General features: G+C 47.4%; 17 protein-coding genes. All 17 read left to right on the forward strand.

Annotated features, from left to right (window positions below; translation table 11 throughout):
• Positions 1-46: 46 nt before the first annotated feature.
• The 17 genes from rplL (at position 47) to rpsC (ending at position 17,894) form a co-directional block, all read left to right on the forward strand.
• Positions 47-412, forward strand: coding sequence for a 50S ribosomal protein L7/L12 (rplL, locus tag KNP87_RS15440; protein WP_012368999.1), 366 nt, complete (start codon positions 47-49; stop codon positions 410-412).
• An 83-nt stretch (positions 413-495) separates the two neighbouring features.
• Complete coding sequence (locus tag KNP87_RS15445; RefSeq protein WP_214722231.1) at positions 496-1,092, forward strand: class I SAM-dependent methyltransferase; 597 nt, start codon at positions 496-498, stop codon at positions 1,090-1,092.
• 230 nt (positions 1,093-1,322) lie between these two features.
• Positions 1,323-4,880, forward strand: coding sequence for a DNA-directed RNA polymerase subunit beta (gene rpoB / locus KNP87_RS15450; protein WP_214722237.1), 3,558 nt, complete (start codon positions 1,323-1,325; stop codon positions 4,878-4,880).
• 20 nt (positions 4,881-4,900) lie between these two features.
• Complete coding sequence (rpoC, locus tag KNP87_RS15455) at positions 4,901-8,500, forward strand: DNA-directed RNA polymerase subunit beta' (RefSeq protein ID WP_285801258.1); 3,600 nt, start codon at positions 4,901-4,903, stop codon at positions 8,498-8,500.
• A gap of 80 nt (positions 8,501-8,580) precedes the next feature.
• Positions 8,581-8,832, forward strand: coding sequence for a ribosomal L7Ae/L30e/S12e/Gadd45 family protein (locus KNP87_RS15460; RefSeq protein ID WP_026834304.1), 252 nt, complete (start codon positions 8,581-8,583; stop codon positions 8,830-8,832).
• Positions 8,833-8,957: 125 nt separating this feature from the next.
• The gene (gene rpsL / locus KNP87_RS15465; RefSeq protein WP_012369004.1) at positions 8,958-9,380 is read left to right on the forward strand and encodes a 30S ribosomal protein S12; all 423 of its coding nucleotides are present in this window, start codon (positions 8,958-8,960) and stop codon (positions 9,378-9,380) included.
• A gap of 49 nt (positions 9,381-9,429) precedes the next feature.
• Positions 9,430-9,900 carry a 30S ribosomal protein S7 gene (gene rpsG / locus KNP87_RS15470; RefSeq protein WP_026834303.1) on the forward strand — a complete coding sequence of 157 codons (471 nt, stop codon included), beginning with the start codon at positions 9,430-9,432 and terminating at the stop codon, positions 9,898-9,900.
• Between the two features lie 124 nt (positions 9,901-10,024).
• On the forward strand, positions 10,025-12,103 hold the full coding sequence (gene fusA, locus KNP87_RS15475; RefSeq protein ID WP_214722233.1) for an elongation factor G: 2,079 nt from the start codon (positions 10,025-10,027) through the stop codon (positions 12,101-12,103).
• 117 nt (positions 12,104-12,220) lie between these two features.
• Positions 12,221-13,408, forward strand: coding sequence for an elongation factor Tu (gene tuf, locus KNP87_RS15480; protein ID WP_026826916.1), 1,188 nt, complete (start codon positions 12,221-12,223; stop codon positions 13,406-13,408).
• Positions 13,409-13,726: 318 nt separating this feature from the next.
• Positions 13,727-14,035 carry a 30S ribosomal protein S10 gene (gene rpsJ / locus KNP87_RS15485; RefSeq protein ID WP_012369008.1) on the forward strand — a complete coding sequence of 103 codons (309 nt, stop codon included), beginning with the start codon at positions 13,727-13,729 and terminating at the stop codon, positions 14,033-14,035.
• Between the two features lie 68 nt (positions 14,036-14,103).
• Positions 14,104-14,730, forward strand: coding sequence for a 50S ribosomal protein L3 (gene rplC / locus KNP87_RS15490; protein WP_026834300.1), 627 nt, complete (start codon positions 14,104-14,106; stop codon positions 14,728-14,730).
• Positions 14,731-14,759: 29 nt separating this feature from the next.
• Positions 14,760-15,383, forward strand: a complete 624-nt coding sequence (gene rplD / locus KNP87_RS15495; RefSeq protein WP_012369010.1) for a 50S ribosomal protein L4 — start codon at positions 14,760-14,762, stop codon at positions 15,381-15,383.
• On the forward strand, positions 15,383-15,667 hold the full coding sequence (rplW, locus tag KNP87_RS15500) for a 50S ribosomal protein L23 (RefSeq protein ID WP_012369011.1): 285 nt from the start codon (positions 15,383-15,385) through the stop codon (positions 15,665-15,667). Before rplD ends, rplW begins: the two co-directional genes overlap by 1 nt.
• Positions 15,668-15,699: 32 nt before the next feature.
• Positions 15,700-16,530 carry a 50S ribosomal protein L2 gene (gene rplB, locus KNP87_RS15505; protein ID WP_012369012.1) on the forward strand — a complete coding sequence of 277 codons (831 nt, stop codon included), beginning with the start codon at positions 15,700-15,702 and terminating at the stop codon, positions 16,528-16,530.
• 63 nt (positions 16,531-16,593) lie between these two features.
• The gene (rpsS, locus tag KNP87_RS15510; RefSeq protein WP_012369013.1) at positions 16,594-16,872 is read left to right on the forward strand and encodes a 30S ribosomal protein S19; all 279 of its coding nucleotides are present in this window, start codon (positions 16,594-16,596) and stop codon (positions 16,870-16,872) included.
• A gap of 20 nt (positions 16,873-16,892) precedes the next feature.
• Entirely contained in the window at positions 16,893-17,225 is a 333-nt protein-coding gene (rplV, locus tag KNP87_RS15515) for a 50S ribosomal protein L22 (protein WP_012369014.1), read from the forward strand.
• Between the two features lie 12 nt (positions 17,226-17,237).
• Positions 17,238-17,894: a 30S ribosomal protein S3 gene (rpsC, locus tag KNP87_RS15520; protein ID WP_026834299.1), complete on the forward strand. Its 657-nt coding sequence runs from the start codon at positions 17,238-17,240 to the stop codon at positions 17,892-17,894.
• Positions 17,895-17,919 lie beyond the last annotated feature (25 nt).

The following is a 17,919-nucleotide window of genomic DNA, read 5'->3' on the forward strand; positions in this document are numbered from 1 at the left end:
ATTTTTCAAACCCCAACGTGGGCTAAATCAAAGGAGGAAAACCATAATGGCTTTCAACAAAGAGCAATTTATCGAAGACCTCAAGGGCATGACTGTTCTTGAACTTAACGAACTCGTAAAAACAATCGAAGAAGAATTCGGCGTATCAGCAGCAGCTCCAGTAGCAGCAGCAGGTGCAGGCGCAGCAGCAGCTGAAGAGCAAACTGAATTCGACGTAATCCTTACTAGCGCAGGTTCTGGTAAAATCAACGTCATCAAAGCAGTTCGCGAATTGACAGGCCTCGGTCTTAAAGAAGCGAAAGCACTCGTTGACGGAACTCCAGCTCCAGTTAAAGAAGGCGTTTCGAAAGAAGACGCTGACGCAATCAAAGCTAAGCTTGAAGAAGCTGGCGCAAGCGTAGAAGTTAAGTAATTTTCTTCTTCACGTAAAACAAAAGAAGCTCGCTTTGCGGGCTTCTTTTGTTTTCAACTTTAATGCAGAGAGGGGAAGGAAACATGGCCGATCATTATTACACAAATGATCCCTCCTCGAAACGGGATCCGAAGTCGTGGGAGTTTGTATTACGTGGTGAAACATTCCGTTTTACATCTGATCATGGTGTCTTTTCAAAAGGTGGCGTTGATTTTGGTTCACGTCTTTTGATAGAAGCTTTTGTCGAACCAGACGTAACTGGAGCAATTCTTGATGTTGGTTGCGGATACGGTCCGATGGGTATTTCGCTTGCGAAGACGACCGGACGAGAAGTAGTCTTAGTGGATGTAAACGAGCGGGCGCTTGAGCTTGCTGCTGACAATGCACGTGCGAATGGTGTTTCCGTGACGACCGGTGTAAGTGACGGATACGCTGGCGTGGTTGATCAGACGTTTGCAGCGATCGTGACGAATCCACCGATTCGCGCAGGAAAAACTGTAGTTCACCGAATTTTACGGGAAGCGTATGATCATTTGGAAATCGGCGGTGCCTTATGGGTCGTCATTCAGAAAAAACAAGGCGGACCGTCAGCGAAAAAACTGATGGAAGAAGTCTTTGGTTCATGTGAAACCGTTACCCGGGATAAAGGGTACTCGATATTTAAATCAATTCGGTCTTGACAAATCGAGTGATTTGTCGTTGACCTTGTCTAATGTCTATGATAGTATTATAAAATGCCATTGGAGTGATTTTTGGATAAGCAGTTTGAAGCAGCTGGCGTTCTCGACTACAGATGATTGAGTAGACAAGACGTCGCTTTTTTGCGCTTATCGGTCAAAAAATGGCTTCAATGTTCGATATTACACCCGTCCTTCTCTAGAAGAAGAACTGGGTCTGAGAGGTGAATCAGTTGACTGGTCAACTTGTTCAGTACGGTCGTCACCGTCAGAGAAGAAGCTATGCACGTATCAGCGAAGTATTAGAACTTCCAAATCTTATTGAGATTCAAACGAATTCATACGAATGGTTCCTGCGGGAAGGTCTTCGTGAGATGTTTCATGATATCTCGCCGATTTCCGACTTCACTGGAAATCTCGTATTAGAATTCATCGACTACTCGCTCGGAGAGCCGAAGTATTCGATTGATGAATCAAAAGAGCGCGATGTGACCTATTCGGCACCACTACGCGTAAAAGTCCGTCTTCAAAACAAAGAGACGGGTGAATTGAAGGAACAAGAAGTCTTCATGGGTGACTTCCCGCTTATGACGGAGTCGGGAACATTCATTATTAATGGTGCGGAACGAGTCATCGTTTCTCAGCTTGTTCGTTCGCCAAGTGTGTATTACAACAATAAGTTAGATAAGAACGGTAAACGTGGATTTTCGGCAACGGTCATCCCGAACCGTGGAGCATGGCTCGAACTTGAGACAGATGCGAAGGATATCGTATATGTCCGAATCGACCGCACGCGTAAGATTCCAGTAACGGTTCTTTTACGTGCTCTTGGTTTCGGCACGGATCAGGAAATCATCGATCTCCTTGGAGATGATGAATACCTCCGCAACTCCCTTGAAAAAGATAATACAGAAACAACGGAAAAAGCCCTCATTGAGATTTATGAGCGTCTGCGTCCGGGAGAGCCACCGACTGTCGAAAATGCGAAAGCACTTCTCGTGTCACGGTTCTTTGACCCGAAACGTTATGATTTGGCAAACGTTGGTCGTTATAAAATCAATAAAAAACTTCATTTGAAGAATCGTCTGTTCGGACAGAAACTTGCGGAAACGCTTGTGGATCCGGAAACAGGTGAAGTAATCGCAGAAGAAGGAACAGTCCTTGATCGTCGTATGCTCGATAAGGTTCTGCCATTCCTTGAAGGATCTGTCGGTTATATCGAAGCGACGCCAACTGGCGGCGTAACACAAGGCGAAGCCTTCAACTTGCAGTCGATCAAGGTGTTCGCACCGGACGATGCTGAAGGTGAACGCATCATCAATATCATCGGTAACGGTAACATCGATCGTGACATCAAGCATATTACGCCTGCTGACATGATTTCTGCTATCAACTACTTCTTCAACTTGTTGCATGAAGTTGGAACAACAGACGATATCGACCATCTTGGTAACCGTCGTCTCCGTTCAGTCGGTGAATTGCTCCAAAACCAGTTCCGGATCGGGCTTTCTCGTATGGAGCGTGTCGTTAAGGAGCGGATGTCGATTCAGGATCAGAACGCGATCACGCCACAGGCATTGATCAACATTCGTCCGGTTATCGCATCGATTAAAGAGTTCTTCGGTAGCTCGCAGTTGTCACAGTTCATGGACCAAACGAACCCGCTTGCCGAGTTGACGCACAAACGCCGTCTCTCTGCACTTGGACCCGGTGGTCTTACACGTGAGCGTGCCGGCTTCGAAGTCCGAGATGTTCACTACTCGCATTATTCCCGTATGTGTCCAATCGAAACGCCTGAGGGTCCGAACATCGGGCTGATCAACTCACTGTCTTCGTTCGCGAAGGTCAATGAGTATGGTTTCATTGAAGCACCATACCGTCGTGTCGATCCGGAAACGGGTGTCGTCACGAATGAAATCCACTACATGACGGCAGACGAAGAAGATCTCTACGTCGTCGCGCAGGCAAACATGTTGTTGACGGAAGAGAAGACGTTCCAAGATACACACGTCTTATCACGTTTCCGTGGACAAAACTTGTCTGTCGAACCACCTCGTGTCGATTACATGGACGTATCACCGAAACAGGTTGTTTCGGCAGCGACGGCATGTATCCCGTTCTTAGAGAACGATGACTCGAACCGTGCCCTCATGGGAGCAAACATGCAACGTCAGGCCGTCCCACTTCTCGATCCGGAATCACCGATTGTCGGAACAGGAATGGAGTACGTGTCTGCGAAAGACTCAGGTGCTGCGGTTGTTGCAAAACACTCAGGTATCGCTGAGCGTGTAACGGCACGTGAAATCCTTGTCCGTCGTACGACGGAAGTCGATGGCAACATCGTTCAAGGTGAACTCGATCGTTACAAGATTCAAAAATTCATCCGTTCCAACCAAGGAACGTGCTATAACCAAAAACCAATCATCAAAGCAGGCGATCCAGTCGACAAAGGCGAGATTCTTGCAGATGGTCCATCGATGGACGGTGGGGAACTTGCGCTTGGTCGTAACGTACTCGTCGGTTTCATGACATGGGATGGTTACAACTACGAGGATGCCGTCATCATGAGCGAACGTCTCGTGAAAGACGATGTCTACACGTCGATCCACATTGAGGAATATGAGTGTGAGTCGCGTGATACAAAACTCGGACCGGAAGAGATCACTCGTGACATTCCGAACGTCGGCGACGACGCCCTGAAAAACCTCGACGACCGCGGAATCATCCGTGTCGGTGCTGAAGTTAAAGACGGGGATATCTTGGTCGGTAAAGTTACACCTAAGGGCGTAACGGAATTGACAGCTGAAGAACGCTTGCTTCATGCAATCTTCGGTGAAAAAGCACGTGAAGTCCGTGATACATCACTCCGTGTACCACACGGCGGCGACGGTATCATCCTTGACGTGAAAATCTTCGATCGTGATAACGGCGACGAACTGTCACCTGGTGTCAACCAGTTGATCCGTGCGTACATCGTTCAGAAGCGTAAGATTCACGAAGGAGATAAAATGGCAGGACGTCACGGTAACAAAGGTGTTATCTCACGTATCTTGCCAGAAGAAGACATGCCGTACATGCCAGACGGCACACCAATCGACATCATGTTGAACCCACTTGGTGTACCATCACGGATGAACATCGGGCAGTTGCTCGAGCTTCACCTTGGTATGGCTGCACGCCAACTCGGAATCAAAGTCGCATCACCAGTATTCGATGGTGCGCGTGAGGAAGATGTTTGGGCAACGATTGAAGAAGCCGGTATGGATCGCGACGCCAAAACCATCCTCTATGATGGACGTTCTGGTGAAGCCTTCGACAACCGTATCTCGGTCGGTGTCATGTATATGATCAAACTCGCCCACATGGTCGATGATAAACTTCACGCACGTTCGACGGGTCCTTACTCACTCGTTACGCAGCAGCCGCTCGGTGGTAAAGCCCAGTTCGGTGGACAGCGTTTCGGTGAGATGGAAGTATGGGCACTGGAAGCATATGGTGCCGCTTATACGCTCCAAGAGATCCTGACAATCAAGTCGGATGATACAATCGGTCGTGTCAAAGCATATGAAGCGATTGTTAAAGGTGAAAACGTACCACAACCGGGCGTACCGGAATCGTTCCGAGTCCTCATTAAAGAGCTTCAATCACTGGGTATGGATGTTAAGATGATGTCTGCCGAAGATGAAGAGATCGAAATGAAAGACGACGACGAGGACAACATCCCGAACGCGACTCCAGCACTCGAAGAAGTTCAAGCGCCTGTCGCACCAGTTGTTACTGAAGAGGAATAAGCGAAAGGGAGGTCCACCCCTTGGTAGATGTTAATAGATTTGAATATATGAAAATCGGCCTCGCTTCCCCTGAAAAGATCCGTTCGTGGTCTTTCGGGGAAGTGAAAAAGCCGGAAACGATCAACTATCGTACGCTCAAGCCAGAGAAAGACGGCTTGTTCTGTGAACGGATTTTTGGTCCAACGAAAGACTGGGAATGTTACTGCGGGAAATACAAACGAATCCGTTATAAAGGAATCATTTGTGACCGCTGTGGCGTTGAAGTCACGAAGTCGAAAGTCCGCCGTGAACGCATGGGTCACATTGAACTTGCTGCACCGGTTTCGCACATTTGGTACTTCAAAGGAATCCCAAGTCGTATGGGTCTCGTCCTTGATATGTCACCACGTGCACTCGAAGAGATCATTTACTTCGCGTCGTACGTCGTAACGGATCCAGGCGAATCGACACTCGAGAAGAAACAACTCCTTTCAGAAAAAGAGTATCGCGCATACCGCGAGAAATTCGGTAGTTCGTTTACCGCTGAAATGGGTGCAGAAGCCGTTCGTAAATTGCTTCGCGATGTTGAACTCGAAAAAGAAGTAGCTGGCTTACGTGAAGATCTTCGAATGATTCAAGGACAACGTCGTACTCGTGCGATTAAACGTCTTGAAGTCCTCGATGCCTTCCGTAACTCAGGCAACAACCCGGAGTGGATGGTTCTTGAAGTATTACCAGTCATCCCACCGGAACTCCGTCCGATGGTCCAGCTTGATGGTGGACGTTTCGCGACATCTGACTTAAACGATTTGTACCGTCGTGTCATCAACCGTAACAACCGTCTCAAGCGTCTTCTTGACCTTGGCGCTCCGAACATCATCGTTCAGAATGAAAAACGGATGTTGCAAGAAGCGGTCGATGCCTTGATCGATAACGGTCGTCGCGGTCGTCCTGTTACTGGACCGGGTAACCGTCCATTAAAATCTCTTTCACATATGTTGAAAGGGAAACAAGGACGTTTCCGTCAAAACTTGCTCGGTAAACGTGTCGACTACTCTGGTCGTTCGGTTATCGTCGTTGGTCCAAACCTGAAGATGTACCAGTGTGGTCTTCCGAAAGAAATGGCCCTTGAACTCTTCAAACCGTTTGTCATGAAAGAGCTTGTCTCACGTGGCATCGCACCAAACATCAAGAGTGCAAAACGGAAAATCGAACGTGTACAACCTGAAATTTGGGACGTTTTAGAAGAAGTCATCCGTGAGCATCCGGTTCTCTTGAACCGTGCCCCGACCCTTCACCGTCTCGGTATCCAGGCGTTCGAACCAACGCTCGTCGAAGGTCGCGCGATTCGCCTTCACCCACTCGTATGTACGGCATACAACGCCGACTTCGATGGTGACCAAATGGCGGTTCACGTACCACTCTCGGCAGAAGCACAAGCAGAAGCACGTCTTCTCATGCTCGCTGCTCAAAACATCTTGAACCCAAAAGACGGTAAACCTGTTGTTACACCATCGCAGGATATGGTCCTCGGTAACTACTACCTGACGCTTGAGCGTGAAAACGCAATCGGCGAAGGGAAAACATTCTCGAACGTGAACGAAGCGTTGATTGCCTACCAAAATGGGTATGTCCACTTCCATACACGTGTTGCAGTTCCAGCCGGCGTTCTCAAAAACCCGACATTCACGGAAGCGCAAAACGAGAAATTATTGGTTACGACGGTCGGTAAGTTGATCTTCAACGAGATCCTCCCAACGACGTTCCCATACTTGAATGAACCATCGATGAGCAATCTGCAGGAAGCAACGCCTGATCAGTACTTCCTTGAAAAAGGAACGGATGTCGCTGCTGAAATCAAGAGCCGTCCGATCATCGAACCATTCAAAAAAGGATTCCTCGGAAATGTCATCGCGGAAGTCTTCAAGCGTTTTGAAACGACTGAAACGAGCCGCATGCTTGACCGAATGAAAAACCTTGGTTTCAAACACTCGACACGTGCGGGTATTACGGTTGGTATCGCCGATATCATCGTACTTCCGGACAAACAGGAAATCCTGGTCGAGGCACAAGATAATGTTGACCGCGTTATGAAATCGTACCGTCGTGGTCTCATCACAGAAGAAGAGCGCTATGAGCGTGTCGTTAAATCGTGGAATGATGCGAAGGATGAAATTCAGTCTCGTCTGATGAAATCCCTTAACCGTCTCAACCCGATCTTCATGATGAGTGACTCCGGTGCCCGTGGTAACGCGTCAAACTTTACGCAGCTTGCAGGGATGCGTGGACTCATGGCCGCTCCAAGTGGACGGATCATCGAGCTCCCGATCAAATCTTCGTTCCGTGAGGGTCTGACGGTTCAGGAATACTTCATCTCGACGCACGGTGCGCGTAAAGGTCTTGCCGATACAGCCTTGAAGACTGCCGATTCAGGTTACCTGACTCGTCGTCTCGTTGACGTAGCGCAAGATGTTATCATTCGTGAAGATGATTGTGGAACGGATCGTGGTATCCGCGTCACAGCACTTCGTGAAGGAACGGAAGAAATTGAAAACCTCTACGACCGTCTTGTTGGCCGTACAGCGTTTGAAAAAGTCGTTCACCCGGAAACAGGTGCCGTTCTCGTTTCAACAAACGAACTCATCGACGAAGATATCGCGCGTGCAATCACGGACGCAGGCATCGACAACGTTGAGATTCGTACAGCCTTCACATGTAACACAAGTCATGGTGTCTGTAAGAAATGTTACGGACGTAACCTTGCGACTGGTAACGACGTCGAAGTCGGCGAAGCAGTCGGAATCATCGCGGCACAATCAATCGGTGAGCCAGGAACGCAGCTTACAATGCGTACCTTCCACACAGGTGGGGTTGCCGGAGACGATATCACACAAGGTCTCCCGCGTATCCAGGAGTTGTTCGAGGCCCGTAACCCGAAAGGTCAAGCGGTCATCTCGGAGATCGACGGACAAGTCATCGACTTTACGGAGTCGCGTGACAAGCGTGAGTTGACGATTCAAGGTCTGAGCGAGACACGGACATACACGATTCCTTTCGGATCGCGTCTGCGTGTTCAACTCGGTGAAGAAGTCAAAGCCGGACAAGTGTTCACAGAAGGTTCAATCGACCCGAAAGAACTCTTGAACGTTAAAGGTGTATCAGGCGTACAGAACTATCTTCTCCAAGAAGTTCAAAAAGTATACCGGATGCAAGGGGTTGAGATCGGTGACAAGCACGTCGAGGTCATGGTACGTCAGATGATCCGTCGCGTCCGCGTCATCGAATCAGGTGAGACATCACTCTTACCAGGTTCGCTTGTCGATATCAGCACGTTTAAAGAAGCATGTAAAGAAGCGCTCCGTGCCGGTAAAGCACTCGCTTCGGCTAAACCAGTTCTCCTCGGTATCACAAAAGCGTCGCTTGAAACGGATTCATTCCTATCAGCTGCTTCGTTCCAGGAAACTACTCGTGTCCTTACGGATGCGGCGATTAAAGGGAAGAGCGACTACCTTCGCGGCTTGAAAGAGAACGTTATTATCGGTAAACTTGTTCCAGCTGGTACAGGAATGACACGTTACCGTCAAATCGGTCTCGAAATAGCAGGCGAAACACCTGTAGAAGCAGATTCTCCTGTAGAATAAAACGCCTTGACACGCCGGTATGGCGGTGCTACTATGATATAGTGTTGCCAACCGGCTGTGTTATTTTGGAGGATATCTTCATGTCTTACAAAAAAGTAGTCGGCGCAGATTTGAAGTTTGTCGGTCAAAAGCAAACGCTCAAAGCATTGCGATCTGGCAAGGCGTCGGAAGTGATCATCGCAGATGACGCAGATGAACACGTAAAGCAAGCATTGCTCGACGCGGCGAAACAAGCAAACGTTCCAGTCGTGAGCGTTCCTTCTAAGCTTGAGCTTGGTAAGGCTTGTGGAATCGACGTTGCTGCAACTGCTGTTGCCATTAAGAAAGTTTGATAATACGTTTTGTGTGGCGATGGAATGCCTGAGCCACGCAAAACGTTTCATTATGACTTTCGATGAACCACCCGGCTCGGTGGTTTTGAAACTTGTCATGAATTCAGGAAGGGAGGATCTCAAAGATGCCTACTATCAACCAATTAGTCCGTAAAGGACGTCAATCAAAAGTTGTGAAATCAGATTCGCCAGCGCTGAACAAAGGGTACAACAGCTTTATTAAAGCTCGTACTGACATCAGCTCACCACAAAAACGTGGTGTTTGTACTCGTGTAGGTACAATGACTCCGAAGAAACCGAACTCGGCTCTTCGTAAGTACGCACGTGTACGTTTAACGAACACAATGGAAGTAACAGCTTACATCCCAGGTATCGGCCACAACTTGCAAGAACACAGTGTTGTTCTTATTCGCGGCGGTCGCGTAAAAGACTTACCAGGGGTACGTTACCACATCGTTCGTGGTGCACTCGATACAGCTGGAGTTGACGGCCGTATGCAAGGTCGTTCGAAATATGGTACTAAACGTCCAAAAGCAGCAAAAAAATAATCTAGATATCAGAAGATATCACCTCACTATATGAAAGGAGGGACTCGGAATGCCACGTAAAGGTCAAGTAGAACGCCGTGATGTAATGGCTGATCCGATCTACAACTCTAAACTCGTTACCCGCCTTATCAACCGTCTTATGTTAGATGGTAAAAAAGGTACTGCTCAACAAATCTTATACAAAGCTTTCGAAACTATCGCTGAACGTTCAGGTCGCGATGCAATGGAAGTTTTTGAAGAGGCGATGAACAACATCATGCCAGTTCTTGAAGTAAAAGCACGCCGTGTAGGTGGAGCTAACTATCAAGTTCCTGTCGAAGTCCGCCCAGAGCGCCGTACGACACTCGCACTTCGTTACCTCGTGAACTACTCACGTCTCCGTAACGAGAAAACAATGGATGCTCGTCTTGCTAACGAAATCATGGACGCTGCAAACAACACTGGTGCTTCTGTTAAGAAGCGCGAAGATATGCACAAAATGGCGGAAGCGAACAAAGCGTTTGCTCACTACCGCTGGTAAATCCGGAATTAACCACCTCATCTATGCCATTTTGTATGGAAATATGAGGTGGCTTTCGGGTATAGTCATGACGTGTGGCAACACACGGACACTAAACTAAAATGCGAAAGGAGAATGTTTAAAGATGGCAAGAGAATTCTCCCTTAAGAACACCCGTAATATCGGGATCATGGCCCACATCGATGCTGGTAAAACAACAACGACTGAGCGTATCCTCTATTACACGGGTCGTATCCACAAGATTGGTGAAACGCACGAAGGTGCTTCACAGATGGACTGGATGGAGCAAGAGCAAGAGCGCGGAATCACGATTACATCGGCAGCAACAACTGCACAATGGAAAGGTAACCGCGTAAACATCATCGATACACCTGGACACGTAGACTTCACTGTTGAAGTTGAACGTTCACTCCGTGTACTTGATGGTGCGGTAGCAGTACTTGATGCTCAGTCTGGTGTTGAGCCACAAACTGAGACAGTATGGCGCCAAGCTACAACTTACGGCGTACCACGTATCGTTTTCGTTAACAAAATGGATAAAATCGGTGCAGACTTCCTGTACTCGGTTGGAACGCTCCGCGACCGCCTTCAAGCGAACGCACACGCAATCCAAATCCCAATCGGCGCTGAAGATGAATTCAAAGGAATCATCGACCTCGTTGAAAAGAAAACATACATGTACGGTAACGACCTCGGTACTGACATCGAAGAAACTGAAGGTTTCCCTGCAGAATTCGCAGAAGAAGCTGAAGAACTTCGTGCGTCATTAATCGAAGCAGTTGCAGATTACGAAGAAGAAATGATGATGAAATACCTCGAGGGCGAGGAAATCACAATTGAAGAGCTTAAAGCGGGTATCCGTAAAGCGACGCTTACAGTTGATTTCTACCCAGTTCTCGTTGGTTCGGCATTCAAGAACAAAGGTGTTCAGCTTATGCTTGACGCAGTCCTTGACTACCTCCCATCACCAGTCGACGTAAAAGCAATCACAGGAATTAACATGGATACAGATGAAGAGATTATTCGTGAGTCAACTGACGAAGCGCCATTCTCTGCACTTGCATTCAAAGTTATGACTGACCCGTATGTTGGTAAATTGACGTTCTTCCGTGTGTACTCTGGTACAGCTTCGGCAGGATCATACGTCAAGAACTCAACAAAAGGTAAACGTGAGCGTCTTGGACGTATCCTTCAAATGCACGCGAACAGCCGTGAGGAGATCCCAATGGTCTTCGCTGGTGACATCGCAGCAGCTGTAGGTCTTAAAGATACTACTACTGGTGATACGCTTTGTTCAGAGAAAGACAACGTCGTTCTCGAATCAATGACATTCCCAGAACCAGTTATCTCGGTCGCAATCGAGCCTAAAACGAAAGCTGACCAAGATAAAATGGGTCAAGCACTCGCTAAGCTTGCTGAAGAGGATCCAACATTCCGCACTGAAACTAACCCAGAGACTGGTCAAACGATCATCTCAGGTATGGGTGAGCTTCACCTCGACATCATCGTTGACCGTATGCGTCGCGAATTCAAAGTCGAAGCAAATGTTGGTGCTCCACAAGTAGCTTACCGTGAAACGATCCGCCAAGCGGCGAAAATCGATTCTAAGTTTGCTCGTCAATCAGGTGGTCGTGGTCAGTATGGTCACGTCGTCGTAGAATTCGAGCCAAACGAAGAAGGTGCTGGCTTTGAGTTCAACAACAAAATCGTCGGTGGTGTTGTTCCACGTGAATACATCCCAGCGGTTGAGCACGGAATCGAAGAAGCGCTTCAAAACGGTATCCTTGCTGGTTATCCAGTAGTTGACGTTAAAGCGGCACTCGTTTTCGGATCGTACCACGATGTCGACTCAAACGAGATGGCATTTAAAATCGCGGCTTCAATGGCCGTCAAACAACTTAAAGATAAGAGCGGCGCTGTTATCCTTGAGCCAATGATGAAAGTTGAAATCGTTATCCCAGATGAATACATGGGAGACATCATGGGTGATGTTACATCACGCCGTGGACGCGTTGAAGGTATGGAAGCTCGTGGGAACGCTCAAGTCGTTCGTTCGATGATTCCACTTTCAGAGATGTTCGGTTACGCTACTGGTCTTCGTTCACGCACACAAGGTCGCGGAACGTACTCGATGCACTTCGATCACTATGAAGAGGTACCGAAATCAGTTGCTGAAGAAATCATCAAAAAAGCAAACGGCTAATCCTTCACAGGTTGTCACGCTTTTATGATTAGTGTAAGCTAAGGAAGGTGTACGTTATTCGACGATTCACCTTCCTAGTTATAAAATATTATTAGACACATAGAGGAGGAATTCAGAATGGGTAAAGAAAAATTCGACCGTTCTAAACCGCACGTTAACGTTGGTACAATTGGCCACGTCGACCACGGTAAAACAACTTTAACAGCAGCTATCTCAGCTGTACTTGCAAAATCACAAGGGAAAACTGCTACTAAGTTTGACCAAATCGATGGTGCTCCAGAAGAGCGCGAGCGCGGTATCACTATCGCAACAGCTCACATCGAGTACGAAACAGAAAAACGCCACTATGCACACGTTGACTGCCCAGGTCACGCTGACTATGTTAAAAACATGATCACTGGTGCTGCACAAATGGACGGCGCGATCCTCGTTGTTTCTGCAACTGACGGTCCAATGCCACAAACACGTGAGCACATCTTGCTTTCACGTCAAGTAGGTGTTCCTTTCATCGTAGTATTCATGAACAAAGTCGACATGGTTGACGACGAAGAGCTCCTTGAACTCGTTGAAATGGAAATCCGCGAACTTCTTTCTGAGTACGACTTCCCAGGCGATGACCTCCCAGTTATCCAAGGATCTGCTCTCGGCGCGCTTAACGGCGAAGCTAAATGGGAAGAAAAAATCATGGAACTCATGACAGCTGTTGATGAGTACATCCCTGAGCCAACTCGTGACACTGAAAAAGACTTCATGATGCCAGTTGAGGATGTTTTCTCAATCACTGGTCGTGGTACAGTTGCTACTGGCCGCGTTGAGCGTGGAGTTCTTAAAGTCAACGACGAAGTTGAAATCGTTGGTCTTCACGAAGAAACTAAAAAATCAGTATGTACTGGTGTAGAGATGTTCCGTAAGCTTCTTGACTATGCTGAAGCTGGCGACAACATCGGAGCACTTCTCCGTGGTGTATCACGTGACGACATCGAGCGTGGACAAGTTCTCGCGAAACCAAACACAATCACACCGCACAAAACTTTCAAAGCGCAAGTTTACATCCTTTCAAAAGAAGAGGGTGGCCGTCACACGCCATTCTTCGGTAACTACCGTCCACAGTTCTACTTCCGTACAACTGACGTAACTGGTATGTGCCAACTTCCAGAAGGAACTGAAATGGTAATGCCTGGGGACAACATCGAATTGACTGTTGAACTCATCGCGCCAATCGCTCTTGAAAAAGAAACTCGTTTCTCAATCCGTGAAGGTGGCCGTACAGTAGGCGCTGGATCAGTTACAGAAATCGTTGAGTAATTTTTAAGACAAAAGGTCTTCCGTCTCCCGTGACGGAAGACCTTTTTTTTGATTTGCTGAAAACAGTCTTGCAACATGGTCAGACATCTTATATACTGAGGAAAGTGTTTGTGCGAGTGGTGAGAGACTTGAAAACAAATTCTATTTTTATTTTACTTGCTTTCCTGCTTGGAATTAAGTAAACTAGAATATGTTGGTCACAAACACAACGCGATGAAGCGGGAGGTTATGACACACCAGGCGGCATTGCCATGGCTAGTGTGGAAATTTCCGCGGAGAATGTCTATTTACAAAATAGGCGAAAAGGAGGGAAACAACATGGCAAATGAAAAAATTCGGATCCGTTTGAAAGCATACGATCACCGCGTGCTTGATCAATCGGCTGAGAAGATTGTCGAAACAGCAAAACGTTCTGGTGCTACTGTATCTGGTCCGATCCCACTCCCAACGGAGAAAGCGATCTACACAGTACTTCGTGCCGTTCACAAGTACAAAGATGCTCGTGAGCAGTTCGAAATGCGTACACACAAACGTTTGATCGACATCGTTAACCCAACACCGAAAACAGTTGATGCGCTTATGCGTCTTGAACTTCCATCGGGCGTTGACATCGAAATCAAACTTTAATTTTTCTTCTATAAATAGTTGATACTAGCCAGAAGATCAAAATCATTCAATATTAGGAGGTGTATCTCATGGCTAAAGGAATCTTAGGAACTAAACTCGGTATGACACAAGTCTTCAACGAGTCAGGCGAAGTAGTACCGGTTACTGTCGTTTCAGTAGAAGGTAACGTTGTTCTTCAATTGAAGACAATGGAAGTGGACGGTTACGAAGCAGTCCAACTCGGCTTTGGTGATATCAAAGAAGGTCGTCAAAACAAACCGCAAAAAGGTCACGCAGCGAAAGCTAGTGCGACACCTAAGCGCTTCATTAAAGAAATCCGTACATCTGTAACAGATTTCGAAATCGGTCAAGAGATTAAAGCAGATACTTTCGCTGCAGGCGAAATGGTTGATGTAACAGGTACGTCGAAAGGTAAAGGTTTCGCTGGAGCAATCAAGCGTCACAACCAATCACGTGGTCCAATGGCTCACGGTTCGCGTTACCACCGTCGCCCAGGTTCAATGGGTCCTGTCGCTCCAAACCGTGTATTCAAAGGGAAATTGCTCCCAGGACGCATGGGTGGAGAGCAAGTCACTGTTCAAAACCTTGAAATCGTAAAAGTTGATGTAGAACGCGGCTTACTCCTCGTCAAGGGTGCTATCCCAGGCGCACGTAAGAGCCAAGTTGTCGTCAAAACTGCGGTAAAAGGCAACTAATTTGTTTGCAAGGAAAGGAGGAATAACGAATGCCTAAAGTAGCTTTGCTTAACCAAACAGGTACACAAGTTGGAGACATCGAGTTGGCAGATGCCGTTTTCGGAATCGAGCCAAACGAAGCAGTCGTATACGATGCAATCGTCATGCAACAAGCTTCACGTCGCCAAGGTACACATGATACAAAAGGTCGCTCGGAAGTTCGCGGTGGCGGCCGTAAACCATGGAAACAAAAAGGTACTGGTCGTGCACGCCAAGGTTCGATCCGTTCGCCACAATGGGTTGGCGGTGGAACAGTCTTCGGTCCAACACCACGTTCGTACGCTTATAAACTTCCTAAAAAGGTTCGTCGTCTCGCATTACGTTCAGCACTTTCTTCGAAAGTTGCTAACAACGAGTTCATCGTTCTTGAAGGATTGACAATCGATGCTCCGAAAACAAAAGACATGATTTCGGTCTTCGCTGCTCTTTCAATCGAACGTAAAGTCCTCGTCGTTACTGCTGATTACAACGAGACAGTCGTTCTTTCAACACGCAACATTCCGGGTGTCACAGTCGTTGACGCTGCTGGAGTAAACGTCCTTGATCTTGTCGCACACGACAAAGTCATCTTCACGAAGGATGCAGTTGCGAGAGTAGAGGAGGTGCTTGCATAATGGCAAACGCACACGACATTATCAAACGTCCTGTAATTACTGAACGCTCAGTGAACCAAATGGCTGAGAAAAAGTACACGTTCGAAGTAGACGTAAAGGCATCTAAGACACAAATCAAAGATGCAGTTGAAGCGATCTTCGGCGTTAAAGTTGAAAAAATCAACACACTTATCTCTAAACCAAAAGCAAAACGCGTAGGTCGTCACGCTGGTTACACAGCACGCCGCAAAAAAGCGGTCGTCACGCTTACTGCAGATAGCAAAGAACTCGATTACCTCGGTTAATCGGTACTCTGTAGAAAAGGAGGGAACTCTCGATGGGAATTAAAAAGTTTAAACCGACCACTAACGGTCGTCGTAATATGACTGCTCTTGACTTTGCTGAGATTACGGCTTCACGTCCTGAAAAATCGTTAACTGAAAAGCTTTCGAAAAAGGGCGGACGTAACAACCAAGGTCGCTTGACAGTACGTCACCAAGGTGGCGGACACAAACGTAAATACCGTATCATCGACTTCAAACGTAACAAGGATGGCATCGCTGGCCGTATCGCTACAATCGAGTACGATCCGAACCGCTCTGCAAACATCGCTCTTGTACACTACATCGATGGTGAAAAACGCTACATCCTCGCACCTAAAGGATTGAAAGTTGACATGCAAGTCATGTCAGGAGTTGAGGCTGACATTAAAGTCGGTAACGCTCTTCCACTTTCAAACATCCCAGTTGGTACATTGATCCACAACATCGAACTTAAGCCAGGTAAAGGTGGTCAGCTCGTTCGTTCAGCTGGTACTTCTGCTCAGCTTCTCGGTAAAGATGGTAAATACGCGATCGTTCGTCTTCAATCAGGCGAAACACGTATGATCCTTGCTACTTGCCGTGCAACAGTCGGCGCTGTCGGTAACGAAGAGCATGAGCTCGTCAATATCGGTAAAGCTGGTCGTTCACGCTGGCTCGGAAAACGTCCTACAGTTCGTGGTTCTGTAATGAACCCAGTTGATCACCCACACGGTGGTGGTGAAGGACGTGCTCCAATCGGTCGTTCAGGCCCACTTACTCCTTGGGGTAAACCGGCACTCGGCTACAAAACTCGTAAGAAAAACAAAGCGAGCGATAAATATATCGTCCGTCGTTCTAAAAAATAATTACGTGATTTCTGAACGGTTCGCAGGAACCGTTCCTGAATCATGCCAAAGGGAGGTACAACTATGGGTCGCAGCTTGAAAAAAGGTCCATTTGCAGATCACCATTTGCTCGCTAAGGTTGATAAAGCCAACGAAGCTGGTGACAAGCATGTTATCAAAACTTGGTCACGCCGCTCTACAATCTTCCCAGAGTTCATCGGTCACACGATCGCTGTCTACGATGGTCGTAAACACGTACCGGTTTACGTGACAGAAGATATGGTCGGTCACAAACTTGGTGAATTCGCGCCAACACGTTCTTATAAAGGACATGCTGGAAACGATAAGAAGACTAAACGTTAATCTGAGGGGAGGTACTCATTATGCAATCAAAAGCATCGGCTAATATGGTTCGCATTGCTCCTCGTAAGGCACGTCTAGTAGTAGACTTAATCCGCGGGAAGCAAATCGGCGAAGCACTTTCGATTCTTGCTTACACGAACAAGGCAGCAACGCCAATCGTTGAGAAAGTATTGAAATCGGCAATCGCGAACGCTGAGCACAACTTCGACATGAACATCGAAAACCTCGTAGTAACAGAGGCTTACGTAAACGAAGGTCCAACGCTCAAACGTTTCCGCCCACGTGCAATGGGTCGCGCAAGCCGCATCAACAAACGTACGAGCCACGTTCACATCGTGGTATCTGAAAAATAAGGAGGGATTACCGTGGGTCAGAAGATTAACCCAACTGGTCTTCGCGTAGGTATCATCAAAGACTGGGAATCACGTTGGTTCGCAGATAAAGACTATGCTGATCTCCTTCATGAAGACTACGTAGTTCGTGAATATATCGAAAAACGTCTTAAAGACGCTAGTGTCTCTAAAATTGAAATCGAGCGCGCAGCAAACCGCTTGAACATTTCACTTCACACTGCTAAGCCGGGTATGGTTATCGGTAAAGGCGGTTCTGAAATCGAAACACTTCGTACAGACATCACTAACCTTGCAAAAGGCAAACGCGTTCACGTTAACGTCGTTGAAGTGAAAAACCCGGATGCAGTTGCTAAACTTGTCGCTGAGAACATCGCACGCCAACTCGAAGGTCGTGTTTCGTTCCGTCGTGCAATGAAGCAATCAATCCAACGTTCTATGCGTTCAGGTATCAAAGGAATCAAGACTGAAGTTTCTGGTCGTCTTGGCGGCGCTGATATCGCTCGTTCAGAGAAGTATTCAGAAGGAACAGTTCCACTTCATACACTCCGTGCAGACATCGATTACGGTACTGCTGAAGCTGATACAACTTACGGCAAAATTGGCGTAAAAGTATGGCTCCACCACGGTGAAGTGCTTCCTACGAAAAAAGCAGCATCAAACGAACAATAATCCACATCCGTCTAGGGAAGGAGGC

The organism is Exiguobacterium sp. s192, from assembly GCF_018618795.1.
GTDB classification, from domain to species: Bacteria; Bacillota; Bacilli; order Exiguobacteriales; family Exiguobacteriaceae; genus Exiguobacterium_A; species Exiguobacterium_A undae.